The organism is Pseudanabaena sp. BC1403 (assembly GCF_002914585.1).
In the GTDB taxonomy this organism is placed as follows: Bacteria; Cyanobacteriota; Cyanobacteriia; order Pseudanabaenales; family Pseudanabaenaceae; genus Pseudanabaena.
The window spans coordinates 1-24,678 of record NZ_PDDM01000012.1; the positions used below are offsets into that span (position 1 = coordinate 1).

The following is a 24,678-nucleotide window of genomic DNA, read 5'->3' on the forward strand; positions in this document are numbered from 1 at the left end:
CTTTCCCTCCGCTTGTCGTCGCTATTATCTTCTCCCTCTCCCTGATTCCTAATTGTTTTTTTACTTATTTTGAGAGCGGAATGTGGGCTCGAAGAATCACAAGAAATTAAAAAAGAGTGCTGCGCAGCACTCTTTTTTAATTTCTTGTGATTCTTTATGATCAAAACCTGACAATAAAAATACGGCGTTAAAAAAGTCAGCGTTTCGCGTCGCCTTTTTTTATTGTCAGGTCAGTCCAAACCAACCAAGATAAGCTGAAAGAATCGACTTACCAAAGAACAGAGAAATTGCACCACCTAGAGCTAAAAAGGGGCCAAATGGGATTGGTTGCTGTTTTCCTAAATCTTTAGTAATTATGGCGATCGCCCCAACAAGAGTACCGATCGCTGAAGCAATCAAGAGCGTCAGCAAAACATTTTGCCAACCTAACCACATGCCGATCATGGCAGCTAGTTTGGGATCACCTCCACCCATTGCTTCTTTTTGCAGAAAAATTTTGCCTGCAATTCGCATGATATCTAAAAGCCATATACCGAGTACAGCTCCACCAATACCAAATAGCAACAATCTAGGAAATGCTAGGCGATCGCCATTACTAAGCGAGGCGATACTAACTTGATAAATTAGCCCTAAGAACAATCCTGATTGCGTTAAGGAATTAGGTAATGTCATCGTATCAATGTCGATCATTGCAAGCGCTAACAGCCAACTGAGAAACGCGGCATAAAAACATAAGGTCAGAATTGGTATAGAAGTTCCGAAATATGCAGCCACACACCAAAACAGAAACGCTGTTAGAGCCTCGATCGCAGGATATCGCCATGACACAGGCGTATGACAATAACGACATTTGCCCTTAATCAGAAACCAGCCAATAATCGGAATATTGTCGCGTGGCGCAAGCTGGCGCAGACAATGGGGACAACGAGAGGGCGGATGCAGAATTGATAAGCCCGCAGGAACGCGATAAATTACCACGTTTAAGAAGCTCCCAATACAAGCCCCAAGCGCGATCGCAAAACATTGTAAAACAAGAGATTCGATTAATATCAAAAAATTTAAAACAGGTTGTTAAATCAATAATATATATGTTGCCATCTGATTTAAAGCAATTTTCGAGCAGCCGAACCAATAAATTTTTGGAAAGTGTTGCAAAGCGACACTTTTAAAAAATTTATTGGTTCGGTTTGAGCACAAAGCGCTGTCTAAATAAATAGAATAGGTCAAGCGTCGCTTTTCTTATTCTATTTATTTAGGCAAGCATATCGTGCGGGTTACCCTGCAATCTACGCCATCATAATCACGGCAGACTTGGCGAGCTTTAGATTCTGCTTGTCTACTACTAGTTGACCAAGCTGTCCCTGCTGCTCCATTACTACCCTCTGCGATCGACATACAGGCATTACGAGTCCACATCAGTACTTCACAATCTCCTGGAGCAGAGCTAGCTTCACATTCTTGCAAAGCTCTATTTTCAGCAGCAGCACGAGTTGTATAATTCCAAGAATAGCCTTTGTCTTGAGTGGAAGGAGAGCGGGCAATCGCTCCATAGCTATTTTGAGCTAATGCCTCTAGCGCGCCTGCCGAAATTGTCGGAATGATAACGGCAGCAGCTAGTACTATAGAATTCCAGAATTTTTTAGACATACTCAATCCTCTCTAGACTATTGTTGAAGCTTTATATTTTGTATATTACCCCGCAAGTTATATTTCGCTTAACTCCGTTAGTATATTTGTAACACATCAGCCGAGAATTAAAAGCAGAGAATGTTTTCCTAGAAAGCATTTCAGCCATTTCTAAATCAAACAATATTCTCAATAAAGCCGCAAAAATAGCTCTTATTGAGAATACTCTTTAGCCTATCTGCTATAGCAATGTAAGTTTTGCTTAGGACATAAAACCCAAATTAATAAAGGCGGAGCTTTGCTCCGCCTTTATTAATTTGGGTTTTGATTTGTTCTAGGCAAAACAAACTACTTCGCCGCGACAGGCATACCCAAAATGTCCTCAATACGAGGCATATCCTCTAATGCAATTACCCGACCTTGATCTTCAAAATTGGAGATTTGATCGAAATTTAGATAGCGATAGAGTTCACTGGCGAAAGGATCGATCTTACGAGTCACGATCGCTTGATACTCCTCCACTGTCGGAATCTTACCTAGCAAGGCACAAACTGCTGCTAGCTCAGCAGAGCCGAGATAGACTTGAGCATCCTTACCCATGCGGTTATTAAAGTTGCGAGTGGAAGTAGAGAAGACTGTCGCGCCATCGGCAACACGGGCTTGATTACCCATACAGAGAGAGCAACCAGGGACTTCTGTTCTGGCTCCAGCCACACCAAAAGTGCTGTAAATCCCTTCTTCTTTAAGTTGGAACTCATCCATGCGTGTCGGTGGTGCTATCCAGAGACGTGCTTTCACGGCGGCTTCCTTTTCGAGAACCTTAGCGGCGGCACGATAGTGACCAATGTTGGTCATACAGGAACCGATAAACACTTCATCCACGCGATCGCCTGCTACTTCCGAGAGTAACTTCACATTGTCAGGATCGTTGGGTGCAGCCACAATTGGCTCCTTGATTTCATTGAGATCGATCTCGATGATTTCCGCATATTCCGCATCGGGATCAGCTTCCATAAGCACAGGATTAGCCAGCCATTCTTCCATTTTGGCGATACGGCGCAAGAGCGTTTTCGCATCGCTGTAGCCGCGAGCGATCATGTTCTTCATCAAAGCAACATTCGATCGCAAGTATTCGGCAACTGTCTCGGTACTGAGCTTAATCGTGCTGCCAGAGCAGGAACGCTCGGCTGTGGCATCGGTGAGTTCAAAGGCTTGCTCTACTTTGAGATCTGGCAAACCTTCAATTTCCATGATTCGACCAGCGAAGACATTTTTTTTATTCTTCTTCTCAACGGTCAGCAACCCTTTTTGAATGGCAATATAGGGAATCGCATTCACGACATCGCGCAGGGTAACACCAGGTTGCAACTCACCTGTGAAGCGCACTAATACGGATTCAGGCATGTCGAGGGGCATAATGCCCAAGGCGGCGGCGAAGGCGACTAGTCCTGAACCTGCGGGGAAGGAAATACCCAAGGGAAAACGAGTATGGGAATCGCCACCAGTGCCGACTGTATCGGGCAAGAGCATTCTATTTAACCAAGAATGGATAATGCCATCATTGGGACGCAGCGCCACACCTGCACGGGTTGCAAAGAAATCAGGAAGTTCTTTATGGGTTTTGATGTCGGTGGGTTTAGGATAGGCGGCTGTGTGGCAAAAGCTCTGAAGCACTAAGTCAGCGCTAAATCCTAAACAGGCGAGTTCCTGCAACTCGTCACGGGTCATTGGGCCAGTTGTATCTTGAGAACCAACGGTCGTCATCAACGGTTCACAGGAAGTATAGGGGCGGACACCAGCGACACCACAAGCTTTGCCCACCATTTTTTGAGCGAGGGTGTAACCTTTACCTGTGTCGGTAGGTGTGGAGGGAAGAATGAAAATATCGCTGGCGGGTAAACCGATCGCTTGACGAGTTTTGGCAGTGAGGCTGCGACCGATCAATAGAGGAATTCTGCCACCAGCACGAACTTCGTCGGCGATCGTGTCAGGAGTGAGGCTAAATGTGGAAATCGTTTCGCCTGCGGAGTTAGTGATTTTGCCTGCACGAGTATGGATCGTGATCACATCGCCTGTTTCTAATTTAGAGACATCGCATTGAATCGGCAAAGCCCCAGCATCTTCAGCAGTATTAAAGAAAATCGGAGCGATCGTGCTTCCGAGAATCACACCGCCCGATCGCTTATTGGGGATAAAGGGAATATCGTTGCCAATGTGCCACAACACCGAGTTAATCGCTGATTTGCGAGAAGAACCTGTTCCCACAACATCGCCGACAAAGGCGACAGGATGACCTTTTTCTTTGAGTTCAGCAATGGTTTTCAGACCAGTGGGCATCATTGATTCCAACATGCAGAGCGCATGGAGGGGAATGTCAGGACGTGAGAAGGCTTGAGATGCAGGTGAAAAGTCATCGGTATTGATTTCGCCTGTGACTTTAAATACGGTCACGGTCACAGTTTCAGGCAAGGCAGGGCGACTGGTAAACCATTCTGCTGCTGCCCATGACTCGATTACGCTTCTGGCTCTAGCATTAGTCTTGGATAATTCCAAAACTTGATTGAAGGCATCAAATACCAGCAAAGTCTTTTTGAGAGCAGTTGCGGCAAGATCTCCTAAATCATCATTCTCTAGCAAATTGATGAGGGTATGCACGTTATAGCCGCCGACCATAGTGCCGAGCAATTCCACAGCTCTTGACGGTGTAACTAAAGGTGATGTCAATTCACCTTTAGCGATCGCAGTTAGCCATCCTGCTTTGACATAGGCAGCCTGATCGACTCCTGGGGGAATGCGATCGCGCAGTAACGATAGTAAAAACTCCTCTTCACCTGCTGGAGGCTTTTGCAATAAATCACAAAGTGCCGAAGCTTGCTGGGCATTCAAGGGCAGAGGGGGAATCCCTTGCTGGGCGCGTTCGGCAACATGGTCACGGTAGGCTGATAACATACGTCGTTATTTCTGATTCTGTAATTTGAGATATGGCAGATTGCGAGAGTTAAGTACCTCGGCACAATTAAAAAGTCAGAGCCAAAAATCTACACCGCCCGCACAGCGGGCGGTGCAGATTTTTGGGTTCTAGCTATTTATGACCATTTGGGGCACACTCTCATAATCTGCTGAGGATAGCTATATTATTGATCCTATTAAACTTTGGCGCGGAAATTATGTTTACGTTGACATGTTTTAGGTTTTGCAGAGATTGGGATTCAAAGTAAAATGAAAACTTGTGCCAGATGAACAAGATAAATCTAAGCTAGCTCGCAATTGTTGAGTCATAATACGTACCAGTCTTAAACCAAGAGAAGCAGTTGCTTTAAAGTCAATATTCTCAGGAATCCCAACTCCATTATCACGAATGATTAAATGCAAGTTGTCATCATCCAGCGATTTATATAAAATCACTTCAATTAAGCCTGTATTATTATTTGGGAATGCATATTTAAAAGCATTTGTTAATATTTCATTGACTATTAATCCTATGGAAATTGCCGTATCAATATTCAATTGAGTTGGCTTAATATCTAGCTTTAATTCAACTTGGCTAGTATTAAAACTTGTAGAACTATAGAGATTACCAACTAGACGCTGTAGATATTCACAAAAATCAACCTTATCCACATCATGAGATTGATATAATTGCTCATGAATTAACGACATTGTATGAATACGTCGTTGGCTATCGGAAATTGCTCTCAAAGCTTCTGCATCATTTATATAACGAGCTTGCATTGATAGCAAGCTATCAACTACACTAAGATTGTTTTTAACCCGATGATGTACTTCTCTTAATAGTACCTCTTTGTCCGCAAGTGAAGATTGCAAACTTGATTCAACTTCTTTTAACTTCGTGATATCAGATGCCGCACCAATTGTTTGTTTAACAGTACCATCTGCATTACGAAAAAAAACAGTTTCTTGACTATAAAACCATTTCCACTTGCCATGAATATCTCGCATTCGATATTCAAAGAGAAACAAATCTTCAGGATTTTCTTCCAGTCTTCTATTCTGAATAAGTTCGTAATGCTCTTTTACTCTTTTTAAATCATCAGGATGAATAACTTTATTTAGTAGTAAGTTACCCATTGACTGAATCTCTGAGGGAGTATATCCCAAAAGGTGAGTAATAGCTTGATTGCAGTATATATTGCGATGTTCTTCGATATCGTAAATATAGAGAATGTTAGGAGTGGTATCGGCAATTCGTTGAATAAATTGTTGACTGCTTTTAAGAGCGAGTTCTGCTTGCTTGCGGGTTAGCGCGATCGCAACATAAGTAACAATTGTCTGTGTTAACTGGACTTCTTCTTCTGTAAATTGCCTTGGTACATCAAAATACGCGACAATATCCCCCAAATGACGACGTTCGTATTCTAGTGGAAATACTGCTATGGCTCCAATACTCTCAGCTTGGCATATACTTTGTAAGATGCGATCGCTAGGAAGTATTGCGCAGTAAGGAAAAGGTCTGAATGTGAGTTCAATTTGATGAGATAAAGCTCCAAAGAATGCTTCAATAGATTGCTTGTAGTCTTGACTAATTCCTACTGATTCCAGATATTTTAAACAATGATTAGAGTCTTTAGCAATTACGGCCGAACGCGAAGTTCGTAGAGCGGTACAGATTCCATTTATCGCAATTTGATAAATTTCATTAACTGATTGCGCAGAATTTAAGGCTGATACAAAGTCGTACATCAGTCTTAAGCGATTGAGCTGCAAATTCAAGCGATCTTCTGTCAGTTGTTGATCTGCGATCGTTTGGACTAATTGAAGATTAACTTCTTTGAGTTCTGTCCCTACTTTAGCCATGAGCATTACCTCCGACGATCGCATTCTTAATTCTTAAGCTTGGCGAACCACAACCAACCGCTAAGCCACTTTGCCCTCCTTTGCCACAACCGCCTGACTCGTCCCATGCAAAGTCATTGCCAATCGCCTCAATATCTTGCAATGTCTCAAAAGCATTTCCTGAAAGCGTAACATCTTTGACAGGCTCAGCGATTTTACCATTGCGAATCATCCACGCTTCACCTGCGGTAAAGGTAAACATCTCTCCATTAGTCATCCCGCCTTGCCAGTTTTTGGCATATACACCAAGCGGAATATCGTTAAACAAATCGACGACAGATGTTTGACCTCGCCCAATCCAAGTATTCGTCATTCTCACGATTGGTGGATAATGATAATCCAAACATCGCGCATTACCAGTTACTGTTTCACCCAATTTACCTGCCGTCTCCCGCGAGTGTAATCTTCCAACTAATACACCATCTGCGATTAACTGGGTTGTCGTCGCAGGCACACCTTCATCGTCATAAATATAACTACCGCGATGGTCAGCAGTAGCAGCTCCGTCAAAAATTTGTAAATCAGTCGAGCCAAATCTTCTCCCAATGCTCATGGTTTCTAACATGTCAGGATTTTCATAGAGCATATCCGCTTCTGAGAGATGCCCAAATGCTTCATGCACAAACAATCCTGCCAAAATCGGATCAATCACTACTGTGTAAGTATTACCTTGCACAGTAGGTAAATCTAGCGCACTGACAGCGCGTTGAGCCGCACCAATTACTTGTTGATCCAAATTGAGCAAATCCCTATAAGCCATTCTTGAGCCGAAAGTTTCGCGACCAGTTTGGATTGTTTCCCCATCCCTTGCGATCGCGGAGCATCGTAATTCCCAGTCAGCCCATTCTTGCTCGATCATCGTACCTTCGGATGTAGCAAAGACTACCTGCTGCGTGCAGTCTCCATAGCGGACGGCGGTACTAACTACGCGATCAGAAACCGATCGCAAAATATCTGTGTAGTGAGCGCACAAATTCTTTTTATCAATGAGTTCAATTTGATGCGGATTTTCTTTAATTAGCGATACCTTCGCTTGTACAGGCTCGACGACCGCAAGCTCTGTTTCTTCATTGCCAACCCATTTTGCCGCTGCGATCGCTTCTTGTAGTTTAGCTTCTAAACTATGTAGATCATTAAAACTTGCAAATCCCCACCCACCTCGATGGCAAGCTCTCACTTGACCACCAATCGAAATACCCGTACTCAAAGTTTCAACTTTACCACTGCGTAAAAAAATATCCACCCCTTGCGATCGCTCTAACCGAATCGCAAAAAAATCGACATGGGGTTTATATTTTTGTACTAAGCTCGAAATTTCCTCTTTAAATTGCCATATGTTCATATATCAAGCTCACAAGAAAAGCTTTTTATGCATTTTAATTGAAATTATCGCACAAAAAAATCATTTTAGTGGATAAATAATGTTTGCCCTATGCAATTCTAAATTATGCAACCGATTTTGTTTTTTAGCACCTACGGTGCTAAAAAACAAAATCGGCTTTGAGGGAAGTTTGCCGATGGAGAACTTCCCTCAAAGCCGATTTTAAAAATGAGAATTGTTAATTTGCTATACAGTAATCCTGCTTATGAAACTAATCCTGAGTTTTCTCGCGCCGCAGGTACTGGCAAACTAATTTTTAAAGTGAGAATTGCTGTCGGCAACAAATATAAATTGCCAATTGAGTACTTCTATGATATATATCTTAGCCTAAATTCCCTAAATGAATTGCACCTATGAATGCCACAGTAAATGCACTCGCGAATGCCTCAGAAGACATGACAGCCAACCTTCAGAAGGAAATTAATTTACTTAAGGTTGATCTAGAACAAAAGGATCTGTTAGTACAGCAGCTTTCTGAAGAGCTTTTTCGTTTGGTAAAGGGAAATACAGCCTTTTTGCCAAATGCGGAGGTACATGAGCATCATTCAGAAGAGATGCGCTGTTTGGCAGAAAAGCTGGCAATGGTCGAAAATCAATTAGTTTTGTCTCAAGCCCTAATCCAAGATCGAGATCGCGAAACCTTAGAATTGCGTCACACCATCCAAGAAATGAGCGATCGCAATCGGATGCTAGAGCAAGTAGTACAGGAGTTACCAAATATTTATCGCGCAAAGTTTGCCGAACGGATTGTTCCAATCAAACAAAAGATTGAAGCACTGCAAAAAGAAAACCGCCAATTGCATATTGAGCTGCAAAGCCTCAGTTTCCGTCTCTCAGGTCGTACCCGCCGTCCTGCGGCTCAACAACGCCTTGAACTACCCAGAGTTATACCTGCACTAGGCTAAAGAGAACCCAAATAAAGAAAGGCGGCGCTTCGCGCCGCCTTTCTTTATTTGGGTTTTAGGCAATACTTTGGTTAAAAACTTTAGTTTGGAATAATTGGCAAGTAGGAGAGAGCACCCAAAAACCTCGGTGGTTTCTTGAAAAAGAAAAGGGGCGACGATGCGCCCCTTTTTCTTTAAAGCAGCTCTTTGAGCTTCACTTGATATTCTTCAGGAGTAATACTTCCTGCTTTCAGTTCCTCATTTAGCAACTGAACTTGAGGCTCGATCGCTTGTTTTTTCGCCGCAATTTCATCAGCTTTGGTTTTGTAAACAGCTTCACCCTCTTTCTTCGCTTGCTTAAAAGCTTGGCGGAGACTAAAGGTATCCATCTCGCCACCAGATGCATAGTATTCGTTGGCAACTTTGCCAAGCGCCCATGTACTTGCATAAGCAGTAGTTGCACCAACTACCATGCCAAAAACAGGAACAAGTTTAGCGAGATTACTAACTGCGATCCTTGTACCCGTAATTCCTAAACTCCCGAATAGAGCTTTACGAAGATTTTCGTTGGCGCGATCGTAACCCCAGCTTTGACCGATCGCTTGAGCGAGATCAAGTTGATTCCAATAGATCAACATATCGAAGGCGATCGCGATCCCAGGAATGGGGAAAGCACCTAAAACTGCGTTCAAAAAACAAGCATCAGTAGTTGCACTCTCAACCTCAGTAGCCCGTTTATCAGGATCATCGATTTGACGCACCTGTTCCGAGATAGAAGATTTGGTGGAGCGACGCTCTAGGGTCTCCAGCCATTCTTGTTTGCCCCAAAGCCTAGAACTCGTGAAAGTTGCACCAATTTTATCTAAAAGCTCTTTTTCTTCTGAACTGCACTCACCATCGATATTTGCCATCGCATAGGCAGACTGATAAACCATCTCCTGCGCGATCTCGCTGGTGATTTGGGTCAATAATGTATCGATTGGCTCATCTTCTTCATTCAAGAGGCGATCAACGGTAACGCCTTCAGGTAGATGGATTTCTTCAAAAGTATCGGCAAGACTGGAAAACTCTTCTTCAAGCAGTTTACCGTCGGCTTTTGCCATGCTTACCAAAACCTTAAAGCTTGCCAAAACTTCTTGCTGATTGACTACGGACATCGAAGGCTTTCTCCTTTCCAGAAATTATCAATGATGGTAACAGCGATCGCGATCTAAGTTTGTATAAAGCTAGTCTAAGAGAGTACGCCCTTTCGTCGCATAGTCTCACAAACTATTTAGGTTTGCTATAGACAAGAAACTATATTGTAAACTTATTTTAACTAACGTTAGCAATCACACTTAAGCCTGCTGTAACCAAAGTCAATGCAACCAACCGATCCGAAAAAATTTACCGAAAAAGCATGGGAAGCGATCGTCAAGTCGCAAGAGGTCGCAAGGCGATCGCAGCATCAACAACTTGAAGTCGAGCATTTGCTGATGGCGCTCTTGGAGCAAGAAGATGGCTTAACCACAAATGTATTTGCGGCGATGTCTGTACCAATGGCGCGGGCGCGGCGACAGGTTGAAGAATTTTTGCGACGACAGGCTCGTGTGGCGAGTCCAGAGCAGTTGTATTTGGGGCGCAGCTTGGAGGTATGGCTCGATCGTGCTGAGGAGAGTCGCAAGGGCTTTGGTGATGACTTTATGGCAGTTGAGCATATGCTGCTGGGCTTAGCCGATGACGATCGCATCGGTAAGCGGCTATATCGGGATTTAAGCATTGATCGCAAAAAATTAGAAGAAACAATCAAATCACTACGGGGTAGCCAGACCATCACCGATCAAAATCCTGAAGCAAAGTATGCGGCTTTGGAAAAATATGGTCGCGATCTTACAGAACAGGCGAAGCAAGGCAAACTCGATCCTGTGATTGGTCGTGACGATGAGATTCGGCGGGTGGTGCAGGTATTATCGCGGCGGACTAAAAACAATCCTGTGTTGATTGGTGAACCAGGGGTTGGTAAAACAGCGATCGCAGAAGGACTTGCCCAGCGTATTATTCGTGGCGACGTACCAGAATCTCTCAAAGACCGCACAATTATTAGCATGGACATGGGGTCGCTGATTGCAGGGGCAAAATATCGGGGGGAATTTGAAGATCGCCTGAAAGCAGTTCTAAAAGAAGTTCTCAATTCCGATGGTAAAATAGTGCTATTCATTGATGAATTGCATACTGTGGTGGGTGCAGGAGCCACACAGCAGGGCGCAATGGATGCAGGAAATATTCTCAAGCCGATGTTAGCACGGGGTGAATTGCGCTGTATTGGAGCAACGACCTTAGATGAATATCGTCAATACATAGAGAAAGATGCAGCTCTAGAGCGTCGTTTTCAGCAAGTTTTAATCGAGCAGCCGACAGTCGAAGATACAATTTCGATTTTGCGTGGTTTAAAAGAGCGCTACGAATTACACCATGGCGTAACTATTTCTGATTCAGCGCTAGTAGCAGCGGCGACTCTCTCTAATCGCTATATTACCGATCGTTTTTTGCCAGATAAAGCGATCGATCTTGTGGATGAATCAGCAGCCAAATTAAAAATGGAAATGGATTCCCGACCACTAGAGCTAGATGAAATTGATCGTCGGATCAGACAGCTAGAGATGGAAAGATTTTCTTTGCAAAAAGAAAAAGATGCCACCGCAGTCGAACGAATGGAAGCAGATGGCAAAGTAGTCTATAAGAACAAGAGCAGCAAAGCCGTACAGGATCGACTAGAACGCCTTGACAATGAGATGAATGAATTAAGCGATCGCTTTACCAGTCTCAATGATCGTTGGCAACTTGAAAAAGATGCCGTGACGAATTTACGTTCACTAAAAGAACAAATCGATCAAACCAAGCAGCAAATCGATCAGATGGAGCGCGAGTTCAATCTTAACAAAGCCGCCGAACTCAAATATGGAAAATTAACTGAGTTAGAGAAAAATCTTGATGAAGCTGAGTTAGAAATTAGCCTTGCGGGTTCTGAAGGTTCTCTGTCTCGTGAGCAAGTTACTGAAGATGATATTGCCGAAATTGTAGCGCGTTGGACTGGAATTCCTCTTAACAAATTATTACTGTCAGAACGGCAGAAATTACTGACTCTAGAAAAACACCTCCATGATCGCGTTATTGGTCAAGAAGAAGCGGTAACTTCGGTGGCTTCAGCCATCCGTCGAGCCCGTGCGGGGATGAACGATCCCAATCGCCCGATTGGTTCATTCCTATTTTTGGGCCCCACAGGCGTGGGCAAAACTGAGCTGGCTCGCACCCTTGCCGAATTTCTATTTGATTCCGATGCCTCGATGGTGCGGATCGACATGTCGGAATATATGGAGAAACATTCGGTTTCGCGATTAATCGGTGCGCCTCCTGGATATGTCGGCTATGAGGAAGGCGGACAATTCTCTGAAGCCGTGCGTCGCCATCCTTACTCAGTAGTACTATTTGATGAGGTCGAGAAGGCGCATCCTGATGTATTTAATATTCTCTTACAAGTTCTCGATGATGGGAGGATTACCGATAGTCAAGGGCGCTTGGTGGATTGCAAAAACACGGTGATCATCATGACCAGTAATATCGGTAGCGATCGCATTCTTGAAGTATCAAAGGATTTATCCAGCGATCTTGATGGCGACTCTCGCTATGATGAAATGCGCGATAAAGTCCTTGATGTCCTTCGCAATCACTTCCGTCCTGAATTTCTCAATCGTATCGATGAGACAGTGATCTTCCATGCTTTACGGCGCAATGAAATTCGCTCGATTGCCGCGTTGCAAATTAAACGTATTGAGAATCGACTTAGCGATCGCAAGATTTCTTTAAAACTAAGCGAAGAAGCGAAAGACTATATTGCTGCGGTTGGCTATGATCCTTCCTATGGTGCGCGTCCTTTAAAACGAGCGATTCAAAGGGAAATCGAAAATCCGATCGCCAATAAAATTCTAGAAGGAACTTTTGCGGAAGGTCATCAGATTTCGATCACGGTTGAGGATGACAAACTAGTTTTTAGCTAGTATAGAACTTACGTAAAACGACTTGAAAGCCTCATTCATTCGTAGGGGCAATTCATGAATTGCCCCTACGAATCGTGATTGATGCAAGCATCTAGGACTAGCGGCGCGAAATGCCGCTAATCGTTACCATATAACGAAGTTGAGAGATTTTTATGCAAAATACTCGTCTTAGTACAATTGTCAGTGTTAGCGCTACGAGACTATCGCAATGGTCACGGAATCCTTGGCGGCGCACATCTTTTATCTTGATTAGTCTATTGCTAGGCTTCTTTTTAGCATCGGTTATCTCCACTGTGTCTGGAGCAAAATCTGAGCAAGATATCGTGAGCGCAGCCATTGTAGTTTTGATTGTGGAGCTTACTAATCGCTATGTTTATAGTACTAAAAGAGTAACTTCTGTTGATGGAAGCTTAGCCCCAAGACTACTGACTACTGAAATATTGAATTCTATTAAGTTAGGCTTGGTATATGGACTATTTCTAGAAGCCTTCAAGCTTGGCTCATGATTAAGAAAGAGAGATTTCTTAACAAAAAAACTTTAAAAAGTGCTGCTTCGCAGCACTTTTTAAAGTTTTTTTGTAGTCTAACTGCGTCGGTGGGTGACTTGATCAGCGTAGTCGGCAATGCGAGAAGGCATTGATGCGCCTGTCAAGATGATATTGACCTTGGGCGATCGCGTTTCTAGCACCTCTAGCAATTCTTCCTCTGTAATTAGCGATCGCGCCACAAGCAAATTCGCTTCGTCTAAAATAACTAAACTTGCATGTTCTAACTTAATCGCAACTTTGGCATATTCCCATAGCTCCAGTACCGCCAATTTCTCGACATCCGTCAATTCGATATCATCTTGTGACAAGTCGCGCTGAGCTTCACAACGGAGCCATTCCAAGTTTTCGACCAGCCGCCGAGGATTTTTCAAGCCTTGATTAATCCCTGTTTGAAATAGTTGTACTAGTAATACCTGTGTGCCTTGACCCGCTACCCGCAAGCCTTGCGCGATGATATCAGCGTAGAGATTACGATGGGGCGCGATAAACACCTGCACATTGCCTTTAATTGGGGTCACGATAGATGCGCTTTTAGGCGATTTGAGATCTGTTGGATTAGTTTTGGTCTGATTCTGGTTGTTTTTTGTTGGATTCGTCTTAATCTGAGCCGTCTTAATTTGAGCCACCATAAACAAATCTAGTGTTTAAATTTCCACTATGCATCATAGCAGACACTAGATGTAGAAATTGTTCCCCCTGAGCTGCAATGGCGTTGGGATGGTCTAGATCTATGTCTAGGGCAAAGTTTTCGCGATCGCAAATTTTTGATAAGTAATGCGATCGCCATAAACACCTTGACGCAAGCGAAAAAAAGCAATCGGATTCTAGTTCTGAAAAAAAGATTTGTGTAGCGATCGCTTCAAGCTCTCTGGGATGTGACGATCATTTTAATTTGGGAATGGGTTAGCTTAAAACTGATTTAAGGATTTTTAGAGTTGCGCGATCGCAACTTCAGCCAAATGACACCGCCAAAAAATATGCCAATTATTATGCTCCCAAAAAAGACTGCACCCATGTAAATTAAAAAATGTGTATCGGATTTTGTCGGAATGAGATTGGCGGGGAACTGAGCAACAATGATGCTTGCGGCGACTTGGCTTGTGCCTAAGCCTGTACCAACAGCAAAGATGGTTTGATTGAGGTTGCGATCGCTTTTGGCTTGTTCGATGTTGATGATGCCTTCGATATTGCGAACGGAGTTTTCGAGGGATTTTTGGGCTGGGCTGAGACTGGCGAGATCGGCGGTAATTTGCGGGAGATATTTGTCGGTGACGATCACGGTGAATTTCTCTAGGAATGGCTGATCGATATCTTGCTTGGGCTCTTCAAATTGTTGAAGCTGCTTTTGATAGTTTTTGAGATTGGTCTCGATGGTGTTTTTTTGATCCTCTAAATAGATCAATTCTTCGGCATAGGTGGTCATCAAGTTTAAGGTGGATTTTAAATCTTGTTGGAGTGCAACTAAATCAGTTTTGGTGCTGTCATCAGTGATCGCGATTTGGATATGTTTCGCATCTTTTTTGAGCCTAGCTTTGGATTGGCGACTAAGATCGTATGCCCAGATGATTTTGTGGCGATATAAAAATAGGCGCATTAAGCTGGGATAGAGATTGGAAATTTTAGAATCAATTGTGTCAAGACTGAGTTCATGGGGAAAGAGGCTAATGAGGAGATGTTTGCTTTGGCTGAGATCCCCGCGATCGGATGGTAGTTGCCATAGTTCATAACAGTTTGCGCCTAAGAGTTTAACTTCAGTAGTTTTGAGTTCCGTTTTTAAATCTTTTTCCCAATCGGGATGATCGAATATTTGTAGTTGTGTGTAGATTTGTTTGGCTGTTGTCGTTGGATCTTGAGTGACTGAAGTTAGTTGCGCCCAAGCAAACCAAGTTTGACCGATGTGATTAGACGCTTTGTTCTGACAGTGGAGATTGGAGAGGATATTTTGTTGGATTTGTGAGAAATTTTTGATGTCACGAGGTTCGTCTTCTAAGACAGTATCTTCGCGATCGCTTGAACAGTTAACTTGTAGAGCATAGGTGTCACCAAGTTTGACGGGATAATAATAACCATCAAGAGGATTTATAAAGTCTTGGCAACGCTCTGTAGCTAAGAGTTCTATGCAATCAGAATTTTCTAATTCTATTTGACTAGCAGCTTCTAGTTGTTGGACTGTCAGTTTCTTGCCATAGATTCTTCGCCAAAAATTCTCGCGGTTTTGCTCGACTCTTTCGTCACTCTGTCCTAGTCCTTCGGCAAGGTCATAGACAAATAGATCGATTGTTGGATAAATAAGTCTGTTGGTTTCTGTCATCAGAGTATCAGGAGGGCAGATTAAATATAAACCAAGGCGCAGCTTCTACTGAGTTGGCAGATTCTAAAATAGATGTGGTGACTTTGGAAAGTGTTTGATCGTCAGTTTTGATTAGCTGTTTTACATATGATTCTAGGGGTGTTTCATCGCGAAAATGGCTGATGTTGTCGAGCGTTAAGCTTTCAGGATTTTGTAGTTCATCGACGGCATTTGGTTTAACTCTTGTTCCTTTGTTTCGTTCTTGTGGAGAATCTAGCAATTTACGGGCAGTTAAGTATGGTTCTTTAAGGTCGGGATTTTGACGAGCGATCGCATCAAGCTGTGCGATATGCTGATCGTGATTTGCGCTGCTCTGATTGAGTTGGGTTTGGATTTCAGCAGGGAGGGGAGCAGATTGATTGGCTAAGGCTGCTAAAAATGCTTTGAGGGTAACGGCTTCGTAGTCTTTCATAGTCCTGTGATGGTGAATGCTGACCAATGATAGAGGTGGCTGTAGGGGTGCGAGTCCGTTGATGCAGACATATCATCAAGGCGATCATACAACCAAGGAATCAAACTATGGTTAGGTGGTAGATGTTTAATTTCTTGGTGATACCAGTTGCTTAGGTCTTCGCAAGTTGCATTGCGTAACCAATGTTTTGCAGTGGCGAGGGCTGTGGCGGCAGAATTTCCTGCTAAGTAATAGCGGTGGAATTCGATCATGAGTAGAGCGCTAGATATAGATTCGACTGTCCAGAGGGTGCTGACGACATTGGCAACACCGCTATACATGAAGGCGCTTGCAATTCCAACGTATTCTGCTACCTTGGGAATATTGGTTAAATCTTCTTCACCATTACTATATTGGATGGGATTAATGTAACTGATAAGAACTTGGTTGCCAGTAATAGCAGTTTCACAGGCAGAAAGACAAGCAAGTTTATATGTGCTGAGGTCAAGGGTTGCAATTTCTCGAAGGGTTAGGCGATCATTTTTGCTAAGAGCAAGGGCGGATTCGATTGAATTGAGAGAATCATAATAACCATGTCCCGTAAAGTGCAAGACAGTATGGGGGGTGGGATTTTTGGAAGTAATTTGTGCAACTACTTCTTTGAAGGTAGTTTCAGCTTTAGCTCTGCGAGTTGGCTGGGAAAATTTAGCATACATCTGATAGATAAGTTCTGATTCTGCTTCGGCAGCAGTGAGTTGTGGCAGGTTTTGCTCTGCGCCATTGTCAAGTTTGACTGTACTATCAGGATTTTCTATGCTGAGCAAGTGATTATGGCTTGGGTTGCTTCGGTTACTAAAGTTGATGCCAACTTTGATACTGGGTAAATATGAGATAGTGTATTTTGGATTGAAGAGACTGTCTAGGGGGAATAAGTGTAAGTCTCCGTGAGGGATAAGAAGTAAATGAGTGCAGTGAGAATAGCTTTTTAATGATTCTTCAATAGCTGTAATGCATAGTATGGTTTTGAGGTTATTAAAGCGATCGCACATCTGGATACGCCAAGGATGATTTTTGTCTTTTCGTTTGGACTCTTGGTCAGATTTCCTTGCTTTGCCACCATAGTTAGCATAGTCCTTTTGCCATACGGTAATCCAGTTTTTGAGTTCGTTGACTCGGACAGCATTTGGTTCTATGGGGATTGCAGGTAAAGTGAGGACGATTTCAGATGAATCATTAAGAGCAAGCAAAAAAGTGGTGATGGTGTTGTCTCCGTAATGCCAGTAGATAATTGCAGTGGTAGGATGTTGATGGAGGAAGGCACACATTTTTGCGTAGGTGGGACTTGGCTCATTGCTATTTGCCAAGAGTAAAGCACTCAAGAAATCATTTTTGTTTTTTTCCGCAATTTCTAAGGCTTCAATTAATTTGCCTTGTTGTACATACAGTTCGACAGTTAAATCATTAAATCGTGGTCTAAATTTCTGCTCAAATTGTTCTTTATGACATCCTGATTTTTGTATCAATCTTGCATTCAGAAAACTAGTTCCTTCTCTCAACAGACTTTCTGCTTTTTCAGACTCACACAATCCTAAAAAGACGCGAATTAAGTCCTGCAAAGTTTCTAGATGGACACTTTCCAATTCTTCTGTGGCTGTAAGGCTTCCTATTGCTATTTCGTAGCTAGAAATTGACTTCCTCCAAAAAATGAAAGTATCTTTCTGCTGTCGCCCATAAAAATAATGAGCATTTCCTATTGCCCGATGTAGTTGTCCACAACCTTCTAAATCAATTTCTTGAATAACGTATTTAAAACCTTCATTAATACAAGCAATCTGTCCTTGAAAACCACGCTGATTTAAGTTGAGATTTTGCATTGCTAGTGGTAATAAACAAGCACCTATTGACTTGTCAATCTGATGTAGCGCAGCAGTGCCGCGATTAATCCAAGCCATCCAATTTTTGGGATTTATCGTTAGGGAATTATCATATGCTTGGATAGACTCTTCGTATTGCCCTAATTGAGCTAGAGCAATTCCTTTGCCATTCCAAGATTGATGATTAGGTACAATCTTAATAGCACTTTCATATGCTTCGATAGCTTCTTCCTCATCTCCTAAGGAGGATAATGAGCTACCTTTACCGTGCCAAGCCCAATAGACATAATCTGGATTGAGAGCTATAACTTTATTAAATGCCTCTATCGCCTTTCTATAATACTTAAAGTTATAAAGATGAACGCCTTGGTTATACAAAGCCTCATGGTAGTCAGGTTTAATTTCAATGGCTCGATTATAAGCTTTGAGCGATTCTTCGTAACGCTCTAGCTTAGCTAGAGAAATTCCTTTACAATTCCACGCTCTATAGTTATTGCTATCAAATTTAATGACTTCATTATAAGCTTCAAGAGAATCTTCATGACGATTTAATTTGTCCAAAGAAATTCCTTTGTTAAGCCAAGCTTGATAATAGTTAGGATTGATATCAGTAGCTCGATCATAGGCTTCAATTGACTTCTCATACTGTCCTAGATCAGTATAAGAAAAACCCATCCCATTCCAATATTTTGGTCTTTCATCTGGATTTGAAGGTATTTTGATAGCAGTATGATAAGCTAATATTGCTTGTTCATGCTCTCCTAATTTAGCTAAAGAATATGCTTTATTTGCCCATAAACCAGAAATATTAGGATTAATTTTGATAGCTTTCTCGTAAGCAGTAATTGAATCCTTATATCTTTTAAATTTATAACATAGACAGTTACCTTTACTATTCCAAGCATTATAGTTTTTAGGGTTGCATCGAATAGCATGGTCAAAAGCTATGATGGCTTCTTCATATTTTTTTGAATCTACTAGAGAACGCCCTTTTGTATACCAAAAAGAATCATCTTTATGATGCCAAGAGTGATTATCTATATGCCTTTCCCCTGAAGCTTTAGACTTTTTTTTAGGAGTTGATTTTTGACCGCCAAATCCAAAATTCTTAGACATTCTGTTTATCCCAATTAGCCGCCACACCTTGCAGGACTTGCAGAGATAACTGCTCATATCCGCGATCGGTTAACGGCACAAGAGACGGCGATCCGTCCGACTTACCACCAAACAAACCCTTCAACCAACTCATCACGCACCCAGCCTCACTATAAGCTCCTAAAATTTTAGCAATTTTTTCCGTAGGGGCTAAGCATTCCCGCAAATGTTTATAAATTTTTAGATGCCCTCAAATTGGGAATGCTTAGCCCAAAGCCTCACACATTAACCCAAAATCCCCAACCGCAGGAATAATTTATCGGTAAAAGCAAAGAAGGTAGAGCATTTGTGTATAGAGATAATGCTTATCAAGTATTAGTATGGCGGCATATATGCTATCATGTCACCATGAAATCCCGAATTGTCGTTGATACTAGCGTTTTAATCAGCGCTCTAATAGGCTCCACTGGAGCAAGTCGAGAGTTGATTAGGCTCTGCCTTCAAGGAGAATATCAACCACTGATGGGAAACAACTTATTTTTAGAATATGAGTCAGTAGTTCTGCGAGAAGAAATCATTACCCAATGTACTTTGACAAAACAGGAGATTTTTGCCTTACTTGATGCTTTCATGAGTGTCTGTCAATGGATTGATATTTACTATTTGTGGAGACCTAACTTGAGAGACGAAGCAGATAACCATTTAATAGAACTAGCGATCGCAGGTAATGCTCAAATTATTGCCACAAAAAATATCAAAGATTTCTTAAACAGTGATCTCATCTTCCCCAACTTATCCATTCTCAAGCCAGAACAAATCGTTAGGAGATAACACTTATGGCAACTTTAACAATTCGGCTTCCCGATGATAAACATACAAGATTAAAGGAACTAGCTCAGTCACGAGGAATTAGCGTCAATAAGCTTATGGAAGAATTATCAACTATTGTTCTGGCTGAATTCGATACCTACAACAGGTTTAAAGTAATGGCTGCAAGAGGTAATGTCCAAGAAGGTTTACGCATCCTAGATAAATTAGATGCAAAAACATGAGTAAGTTTCAAATATTTGATTCCGTTACCTTAAATCAAGACATTTAGCTTCACTCTGGTGGAATTGCCCCACAAAGGACTGATGGTGCGATCGCATATATATTTTTAGCGGAAGAAAGTTAAGCATTTACACGATTCCCCTTAGCAGGATCGTCCCGCAGTAACTCTTTGATAATTTTACAAAGATTCTTATGCAGGTTCTTATCTTTCTGTCTGAGATCCTCATAAGCCTCCCATGTATTACCCTCAAAAACTAAGTATCTCATCCATCTCTTCCTTACTAGGCTGATAACCTTGCCGTTGCTCATGGGTTGCCATAGAACGAGATATCTGTTTCATAAGAGCATCATTTTGTAAAACAAACAAAGTTTCCTGATGTTGTTCCCAATCCTCAGAACTAATTGCTGTAAAACCTGACTGCTTAGCAAACTGCCAAATTTGCATAAATTTAATCAACGAGGCTTCAGGTGCTTGCTCAATTTCGCGAATTAATTGCTCTTTGATCGTCATACATTTGTCCTCCTTGCCTTTTAAGCATAGCTTATAAATTTTTCTAGAGCTATACATCTAGCGATCGCTTAACCTACACCAGCAATAACCTGTCCAATATCTTGAGGAGTCGCGCCAGTCGCCAACATTGCCCTAATCAATAACTCAATAGAAACAGAAGCATCACCACTTTCAGCTTTAGCAATCCGAGGCTGACTAGAACTCATCTTAGAAGCAAGTTCACTTTGAGTCATCAGCTTTTGCCGACGCTCCTTTAAGCTTTGACTAAGAGCCAACTTAATCTCTACCAAAACAGACTCTTCAGGCGTTAACTCCAAAAAATCTGAAACTGTGCCAACCTTCCAACCCTTAGCCTCTAAACGCGCTCTTTTATCTAAATCCATCGTATTAATCCTGTTAGTCAGCATCGTATTTACTAAGGCGTTTCTTGCAAACTTCAATCACATTCTTGGGAGTCGTTCTCGTTGATTTATTAAAGACCTCCACAATTACAATTGCATCATCATCAATTCGATAAATGATTCTCCAGTTTTTATCAACATCTCTAATGCGTAACTCATGACAACCCTCTCCGATACTTGGCATAGGACGAGAATGAGGTAATCCAAGAGAAACTCCTTGCTGCAATTGCCTGAGTAGAACACCTGTTTCTACCCGAATTTCTTGACTGAAAGGCGGAGTTTTAACTTCTCCATGTAGCCAAACTAAAGGTTTACTTTGATTTCCCATATCGCTTTATATCACATTTGATATATTAGCATGGGTTAGCCTTGTTCTAAATTTTTGTAGTGAGTTTAGAGATAGTGGCGCAAATGCTAAAACATTACAAGGTTATACTTAACTAAAAACTATGAAGCCTTCTCAAAATCCATGTCCCGATCCACCGTCCTATCAAGTCCATTTTGCAGTAATTACCGTCAGCGATACCCGCACACCAGAAACCGACAAAAGCGGTAACTTTATCAAACAGTCGATGATTAATGCTGGGCATCTGCTGGACTACTACACCCTAGTCAAAGACGAACCTGACGAGATTCGCGAGCAAATGTATAAGCTAGCCGCGATCGCAGATCTTGATGCGATTATTCTCAATGGCGGGACAGGGATTGCGCCACGAGATACAACTTACGATGCGATCGCTGCTTTACTCGAAAAGACACTCCCAGGATTTGGCGAGATGTTTCGTTATTTGAGTTGGCAAGAAGTCGGCTCTAGAGCGATCGCCTCGCGATCGGAGGCAGGAATCTATCAAGGTAAGCTAGTCTTTTCGCTCCCTGGTTCGAGTAATGCTGTAAAACTAGCGATCGAGCAGCTAATTTTGCCAGAAATTATTCATCTTGTGCGCCAACTTAAAGGTTTGCATTAACAAATTGATAGCGTAGCCCTGCACGCAAGTGCGGGCTACAAGTTCAAACCCGTTGAAACGGGTTAATTGGAATTATTCTTTAGTCTGCTTCAGCAGACTTGAGCTTTTAGCCAAGAACTTGAGTTCTTGGGTTGCTTGCGTAAGCCCTAAAATTGATAGCGCAAAAACAACTCTGATTCATGGTGGTATAGAGATCGCAACTTGAGATTGGGCAAATCAGTACCACCAAGCCCATAACCAGAACCGCCAACAACAGTCATATTGTCAGCTCCGCCAACTATATGAGGAGATAACGTCAAAAACAACTCATCAGCTAAACCTTGAGAGATTAGCGAATAATTTAGGGCGGGGCCACCTTCCACTAAAAGACGCTTAATCCCAAGTTTCTCAAAAAGCATTGCCAATACTTGTTTTATATCGATTTGGTGATCATTGGTTGGGAATCGAAAAATTTGCGCTTTCTCTTCGAGCCAAGGTTCGACGGAAGTGTCTTGTCCCAGCAAAGCAATTCGCAAATCTTTCCCAGCATTCCAAAACCGATGATCGCTAGGCAGATTACCCGAATTACTAATCACGATGCCGAGAGGCTGAGGCTGCGAAAAGTTCTTTTGACGTTCCTCTAATAGTTCAGGAGGTACTGTAGGGATAAAGGCATCTTGGCGTAGCGTCGTGCCTCCAGCTAAAACAGCATCAAATTGCGATCGCAGTCTTTGCATTAATAGGCGATCGGGACGCGAGCCTAAGCCTGTAAGTTTCCCTTGATAGGTTGTCGCTTTTCCATCGACACTAGACACCATATTGAAGGCAATATATGGACGTTTAGCGGGGCGATCATTCAGTTCAAATTCCACACCTTCCGTTGGGAAAGCTAGTTCTTCAAAGTTATAAATGCGATCGTGAGATGAGTAGAAGCTGTTATACATTTTGTAGCGAGTTTGATTCGGTATTTGCTAAACCAAAAAGAGAGTTGCGGTGCAAAGCGCCGCAACTCTCTTTTTGGTTTTAATTTTGTCCACAGTCTTAAAAGAACAAGCAAAATCGCAGTGCGATCTTGCTTGCCTAAAAAGATTATTGTTTGACCAATTTTACAGGCTGACCATCAGCTTGCAATTCCTTGCCATCTGCGGACAAGGTGTAAGGCTGTTCGGGAGGAGCTTGGGGTGGTTTTTCTCCATTAACGGATTCAACTTGAGAAACAACCTTGCCATCTTTGATTGAAATTTTGCCAGCAGTCTTGATTTCTTGGACTTCATCTTTAGTAGAGACTGCTTTGAGGGTAGCTTCAAAAGTACCTTCGGGTTTAATTGTCCATTTACCTGTAACGGATTTAACACCCTCTTTTTCAGCATCCGCTAAAACTTTAGGGTCTAAAACGACTGTATATTCACCTGCGACCTTGTCAAGACTAGCAGCGGTTGCAGGGCTTTTATCTGGTGCAGATTCAGGAGTCTTTGTGGTGGGAGATGCTGATGCGGTAGTGGTAGGACTTGCCGTTGCTGCGGCTGTAGGTTTAGTGGTTGCCGCAGTTTCTGTTGGTGCTGGTGGTTGCTGGCAAGCTGACATAACCGCAACACAACTAACGGCGATCGCTGCGAGTAGGCTTTGCTTTAAGGAATAATTGAGTGATTTTTTCACGATTAATTTGGAAAGGTAATTGTCGGTAAGTAACGGTTGGAAATTAGTCTTGAGTCACTTGTCTAATCAAGATACTCTACGCATCATTTCTTAGCAAATCTTTTGGTATACAACTGATTGCGATCGCGATCAGCCTGAAGCATAGATATATCCAGCAACTCTCCGTATTAAGGCTATTGGTCATTGATCCCAAATCTCAAAATTGGTTTTGAGAACGAGAATTGCTGCTTGAGTAGCTAATCAAAATTAAATATAAAGCCCCAAAATCTGCACTGCCCGCGTAGCGGGCGGTGCAGATTTTGGCTCTGGGTTTTTAATTTTGATTAGCTACTTACGAGTAGTTTACACATACTAGAGACTGCAAGCCGCTATATACTGTTCCTTGGCATAGTAATTTTTTTAATATTGTTTCAACCGATGGTAACTACAAAATCTCAATCCAATGTTCTGCGATATGACATTGTCGGGTCACGGCGCTTTAGTAACTATTGCTTTGCGGTTATTGTTGCCATAGGTGCGTCGGGCTTTTTGCTAGCAGGAATATCGAGTTTCTTAAAGATTAATTTGCTACCGTTTTCTGATCCCCTACAGTTGGAATTTGTGCCTCAAGGTTTGGCACTTTCCTTTTATGGAGTAGCTGGCACATTGCTAGAGCTATACCTGCTATATGTGATGGCGATCGATTATGGTAGTGGCTACAACGAGTTCGATCGCAACAGTGGCAAGGTGACACTTTATCGACAAGGACGCAGTAAGAGCAAAAATATTGAATTGACTTACAAGATTGCTGATGTACAGGCGGTTCGTGTCGAAATTCGCAATGGTCTGAGTCCTAAGAGAGCCTTATATTTGCGAGTTAAGGGCAAAGGCGATCTACCTCTATCAGAGGTGGGTCAGCCGATCGCTTTAACCGCTCTCGAAGATCGGGCAGCAGAAATTGCCAAGTTTTTGGCAGTGCCCTTGGAAGGGCTATAACTAGATGAGATGCGCCGCATCTCATCAAAGTAGCTAGACATGATTAAATATAAAACCGAAGAATCTGGACTTCCCGCGCAGCGGTCGGTACAGATTCTTCAGTT

24 protein-coding genes and 1 pseudogene are annotated in these 24,678 nt (G+C 42.4%); 8 read left to right on the forward strand and 17 right to left on the reverse strand.

Annotated elements, in window-relative coordinates:
* Positions 1-225: 225 nt before the first annotated feature.
* From CQ839_RS12120 to CQ839_RS12140, 5 genes are all read right to left on the reverse strand, one after another.
* Positions 226-1,053, reverse strand: coding sequence for an A24 family peptidase (locus CQ839_RS12120; protein ID WP_103668547.1), 828 nt, complete (start codon positions 1,051-1,053; stop codon positions 226-228).
* A 195-nt stretch (positions 1,054-1,248) separates the two neighbouring features.
* Positions 1,249-1,647 carry a DUF4189 domain-containing protein gene (locus CQ839_RS12125; RefSeq protein ID WP_103668548.1) on the reverse strand — a complete coding sequence of 133 codons (399 nt, stop codon included), beginning with the start codon at positions 1,645-1,647 and terminating at the stop codon, positions 1,249-1,251.
* Positions 1,648-1,974: 327 nt separating this feature from the next.
* Positions 1,975-4,575 (reverse strand): bifunctional aconitate hydratase 2/2-methylisocitrate dehydratase, encoded by a 2,601-nt coding sequence (gene acnB, locus CQ839_RS12130; protein ID WP_103668549.1) that lies wholly within the window; start codon positions 4,573-4,575, stop codon positions 1,975-1,977.
* Between the two features lie 237 nt (positions 4,576-4,812).
* Entirely contained in the window at positions 4,813-6,441 is a 1,629-nt protein-coding gene (locus CQ839_RS12135; RefSeq protein WP_181016186.1) for a sensor histidine kinase, read from the reverse strand.
* A complete protein-coding gene (locus CQ839_RS12140; protein ID WP_103668551.1) occupies positions 6,434-7,822 on the reverse strand; it encodes a TldD/PmbA family protein in 1,389 nt (462 codons plus the stop codon). Before CQ839_RS12140 ends, CQ839_RS12135 begins: the two co-directional genes overlap by 8 nt.
* A 207-nt stretch (positions 7,823-8,029) precedes the next feature.
* Here CQ839_RS12140 and CQ839_RS12145 point away from each other — a divergent pair, with 207 nt between their 5' ends.
* Together CQ839_RS12145 and CQ839_RS12150 are read left to right on the forward strand one after the other, a co-directional pair.
* The gene (locus tag CQ839_RS12145) at positions 8,030-8,218 is read left to right on the forward strand and encodes a hypothetical protein (protein ID WP_103668552.1); all 189 of its coding nucleotides are present in this window, start codon (positions 8,030-8,032) and stop codon (positions 8,216-8,218) included.
* Positions 8,215-8,766, forward strand: a complete 552-nt coding sequence (locus CQ839_RS12150; protein WP_103668553.1) for an Npun_F5560 family protein — start codon at positions 8,215-8,217, stop codon at positions 8,764-8,766. The genes CQ839_RS12145 and CQ839_RS12150 overlap by 4 nt, the downstream gene beginning before the upstream one ends.
* A 173-nt stretch (positions 8,767-8,939) precedes the next feature.
* Here CQ839_RS12150 and CQ839_RS12155 read toward each other — a convergent pair whose 3' ends face one another.
* Positions 8,940-9,902, reverse strand: coding sequence for a hypothetical protein (locus CQ839_RS12155; RefSeq protein ID WP_103668554.1), 963 nt, complete (start codon positions 9,900-9,902; stop codon positions 8,940-8,942).
* Positions 9,903-10,106: 204 nt separating this feature from the next.
* Here CQ839_RS12155 and clpB point away from each other — a divergent pair, with 204 nt between their 5' ends.
* The gene (gene clpB / locus CQ839_RS12160) at positions 10,107-12,779 is read left to right on the forward strand and encodes an ATP-dependent chaperone ClpB (RefSeq protein ID WP_103668555.1); all 2,673 of its coding nucleotides are present in this window, start codon (positions 10,107-10,109) and stop codon (positions 12,777-12,779) included.
* 152 nt (positions 12,780-12,931) lie between these two features.
* Positions 12,932-13,285 (forward strand): DUF565 domain-containing protein, encoded by a 354-nt coding sequence (locus CQ839_RS12165; RefSeq protein WP_103668556.1) that lies wholly within the window; start codon positions 12,932-12,934, stop codon positions 13,283-13,285.
* 77 nt (positions 13,286-13,362) lie between these two features.
* Here CQ839_RS12165 and CQ839_RS12170 read toward each other — a convergent pair whose 3' ends face one another.
* The 5 genes from CQ839_RS12170 to CQ839_RS24825 all read right to left on the reverse strand — a co-directional run bounded on the left by CQ839_RS12170 (position 13,363) and on the right by CQ839_RS24825 (position 19,191).
* Complete coding sequence (locus CQ839_RS12170) at positions 13,363-13,845, reverse strand: cob(I)yrinic acid a,c-diamide adenosyltransferase (protein ID WP_181016187.1); 483 nt, start codon at positions 13,843-13,845, stop codon at positions 13,363-13,365.
* A 401-nt stretch (positions 13,846-14,246) separates the two neighbouring features.
* Positions 14,247-15,638 carry a hypothetical protein gene (locus CQ839_RS12175; RefSeq protein WP_103668558.1) on the reverse strand — a complete coding sequence of 464 codons (1,392 nt, stop codon included), beginning with the start codon at positions 15,636-15,638 and terminating at the stop codon, positions 14,247-14,249.
* Between the two features lie 7 nt (positions 15,639-15,645).
* Complete coding sequence (locus tag CQ839_RS12180; protein ID WP_103668559.1) at positions 15,646-16,089, reverse strand: hypothetical protein; 444 nt, start codon at positions 16,087-16,089, stop codon at positions 15,646-15,648.
* A complete protein-coding gene (locus CQ839_RS12185) occupies positions 16,086-19,058 on the reverse strand; it encodes a tetratricopeptide repeat protein (RefSeq protein WP_181016188.1) in 2,973 nt (990 codons plus the stop codon). The genes CQ839_RS12180 and CQ839_RS12185 overlap by 4 nt, the downstream gene beginning before the upstream one ends.
* A complete protein-coding gene (locus CQ839_RS24825; protein ID WP_181016189.1) occupies positions 19,051-19,191 on the reverse strand; it encodes a hypothetical protein in 141 nt (46 codons plus the stop codon). Before CQ839_RS24825 ends, CQ839_RS12185 begins: the two co-directional genes overlap by 8 nt.
* Positions 19,192-19,445: 254 nt before the next feature.
* Between CQ839_RS24825 and CQ839_RS12190 the strand changes: the two genes are divergently transcribed.
* Both CQ839_RS12190 and CQ839_RS12195 read left to right on the forward strand, forming a co-directional pair.
* Positions 19,446-19,868 carry a putative toxin-antitoxin system toxin component, PIN family gene (locus CQ839_RS12190; protein ID WP_103668561.1) on the forward strand — a complete coding sequence of 141 codons (423 nt, stop codon included), beginning with the start codon at positions 19,446-19,448 and terminating at the stop codon, positions 19,866-19,868.
* Between the two features lie 5 nt (positions 19,869-19,873).
* On the forward strand, positions 19,874-20,089 hold the full coding sequence (locus CQ839_RS12195) for a toxin-antitoxin system HicB family antitoxin (RefSeq protein WP_103668562.1): 216 nt from the start codon (positions 19,874-19,876) through the stop codon (positions 20,087-20,089).
* A gap of 136 nt (positions 20,090-20,225) precedes the next feature.
* Here CQ839_RS12195 and CQ839_RS12200 read toward each other — a convergent pair.
* The 4 genes and pseudogenes from CQ839_RS12200 to CQ839_RS12215 all read right to left on the reverse strand — a co-directional run.
* A pseudogene (locus CQ839_RS12200) lies at positions 20,226-20,354 on the reverse strand (Txe/YoeB family addiction module toxin); the annotation flags it as partial.
* Positions 20,335-20,598, reverse strand: coding sequence for a hypothetical protein (locus CQ839_RS12205; protein ID WP_103668563.1), 264 nt, complete (start codon positions 20,596-20,598; stop codon positions 20,335-20,337). The gene CQ839_RS12205 and the pseudogene CQ839_RS12200, both read right to left, overlap by 20 nt.
* Before the next feature lie 68 nt (positions 20,599-20,666).
* Positions 20,667-20,981: a helix-turn-helix transcriptional regulator gene (locus CQ839_RS12210; protein ID WP_103668681.1), complete on the reverse strand. Its 315-nt coding sequence runs from the start codon at positions 20,979-20,981 to the stop codon at positions 20,667-20,669.
* Positions 20,982-20,994: 13 nt separating this feature from the next.
* A complete protein-coding gene (locus tag CQ839_RS12215) occupies positions 20,995-21,327 on the reverse strand; it encodes a type II toxin-antitoxin system RelE/ParE family toxin (RefSeq protein ID WP_103668564.1) in 333 nt (110 codons plus the stop codon).
* Positions 21,328-21,448: 121 nt separating this feature from the next.
* On the opposite strand from CQ839_RS12215, the gene CQ839_RS12220 reads away from it, so the two are divergent.
* Positions 21,449-21,964 carry a molybdenum cofactor biosynthesis protein B gene (locus CQ839_RS12220; RefSeq protein ID WP_103668565.1) on the forward strand — a complete coding sequence of 172 codons (516 nt, stop codon included), beginning with the start codon at positions 21,449-21,451 and terminating at the stop codon, positions 21,962-21,964.
* Between the two features lie 146 nt (positions 21,965-22,110).
* Here the strand turns inward: CQ839_RS12220 and CQ839_RS12225 are convergent, their stop codons facing one another.
* Together CQ839_RS12225 and CQ839_RS12230 are read right to left on the reverse strand one after the other, a co-directional pair.
* Complete coding sequence (locus CQ839_RS12225) at positions 22,111-22,887, reverse strand: RibD family protein (protein WP_103668566.1); 777 nt, start codon at positions 22,885-22,887, stop codon at positions 22,111-22,113.
* Positions 22,888-23,032: 145 nt separating this feature from the next.
* Positions 23,033-23,599 carry a hypothetical protein gene (locus CQ839_RS12230; RefSeq protein ID WP_146048737.1) on the reverse strand — a complete coding sequence of 189 codons (567 nt, stop codon included), beginning with the start codon at positions 23,597-23,599 and terminating at the stop codon, positions 23,033-23,035.
* A gap of 417 nt (positions 23,600-24,016) precedes the next feature.
* On the opposite strand from CQ839_RS12230, the gene CQ839_RS12235 reads away from it, so the two are divergent.
* The gene (locus tag CQ839_RS12235; protein ID WP_258040714.1) at positions 24,017-24,574 is read left to right on the forward strand and encodes a photosystem I assembly protein Ycf4; all 558 of its coding nucleotides are present in this window, start codon (positions 24,017-24,019) and stop codon (positions 24,572-24,574) included.
* The last annotated feature ends 104 nt before the right edge of the window (positions 24,575-24,678 follow it).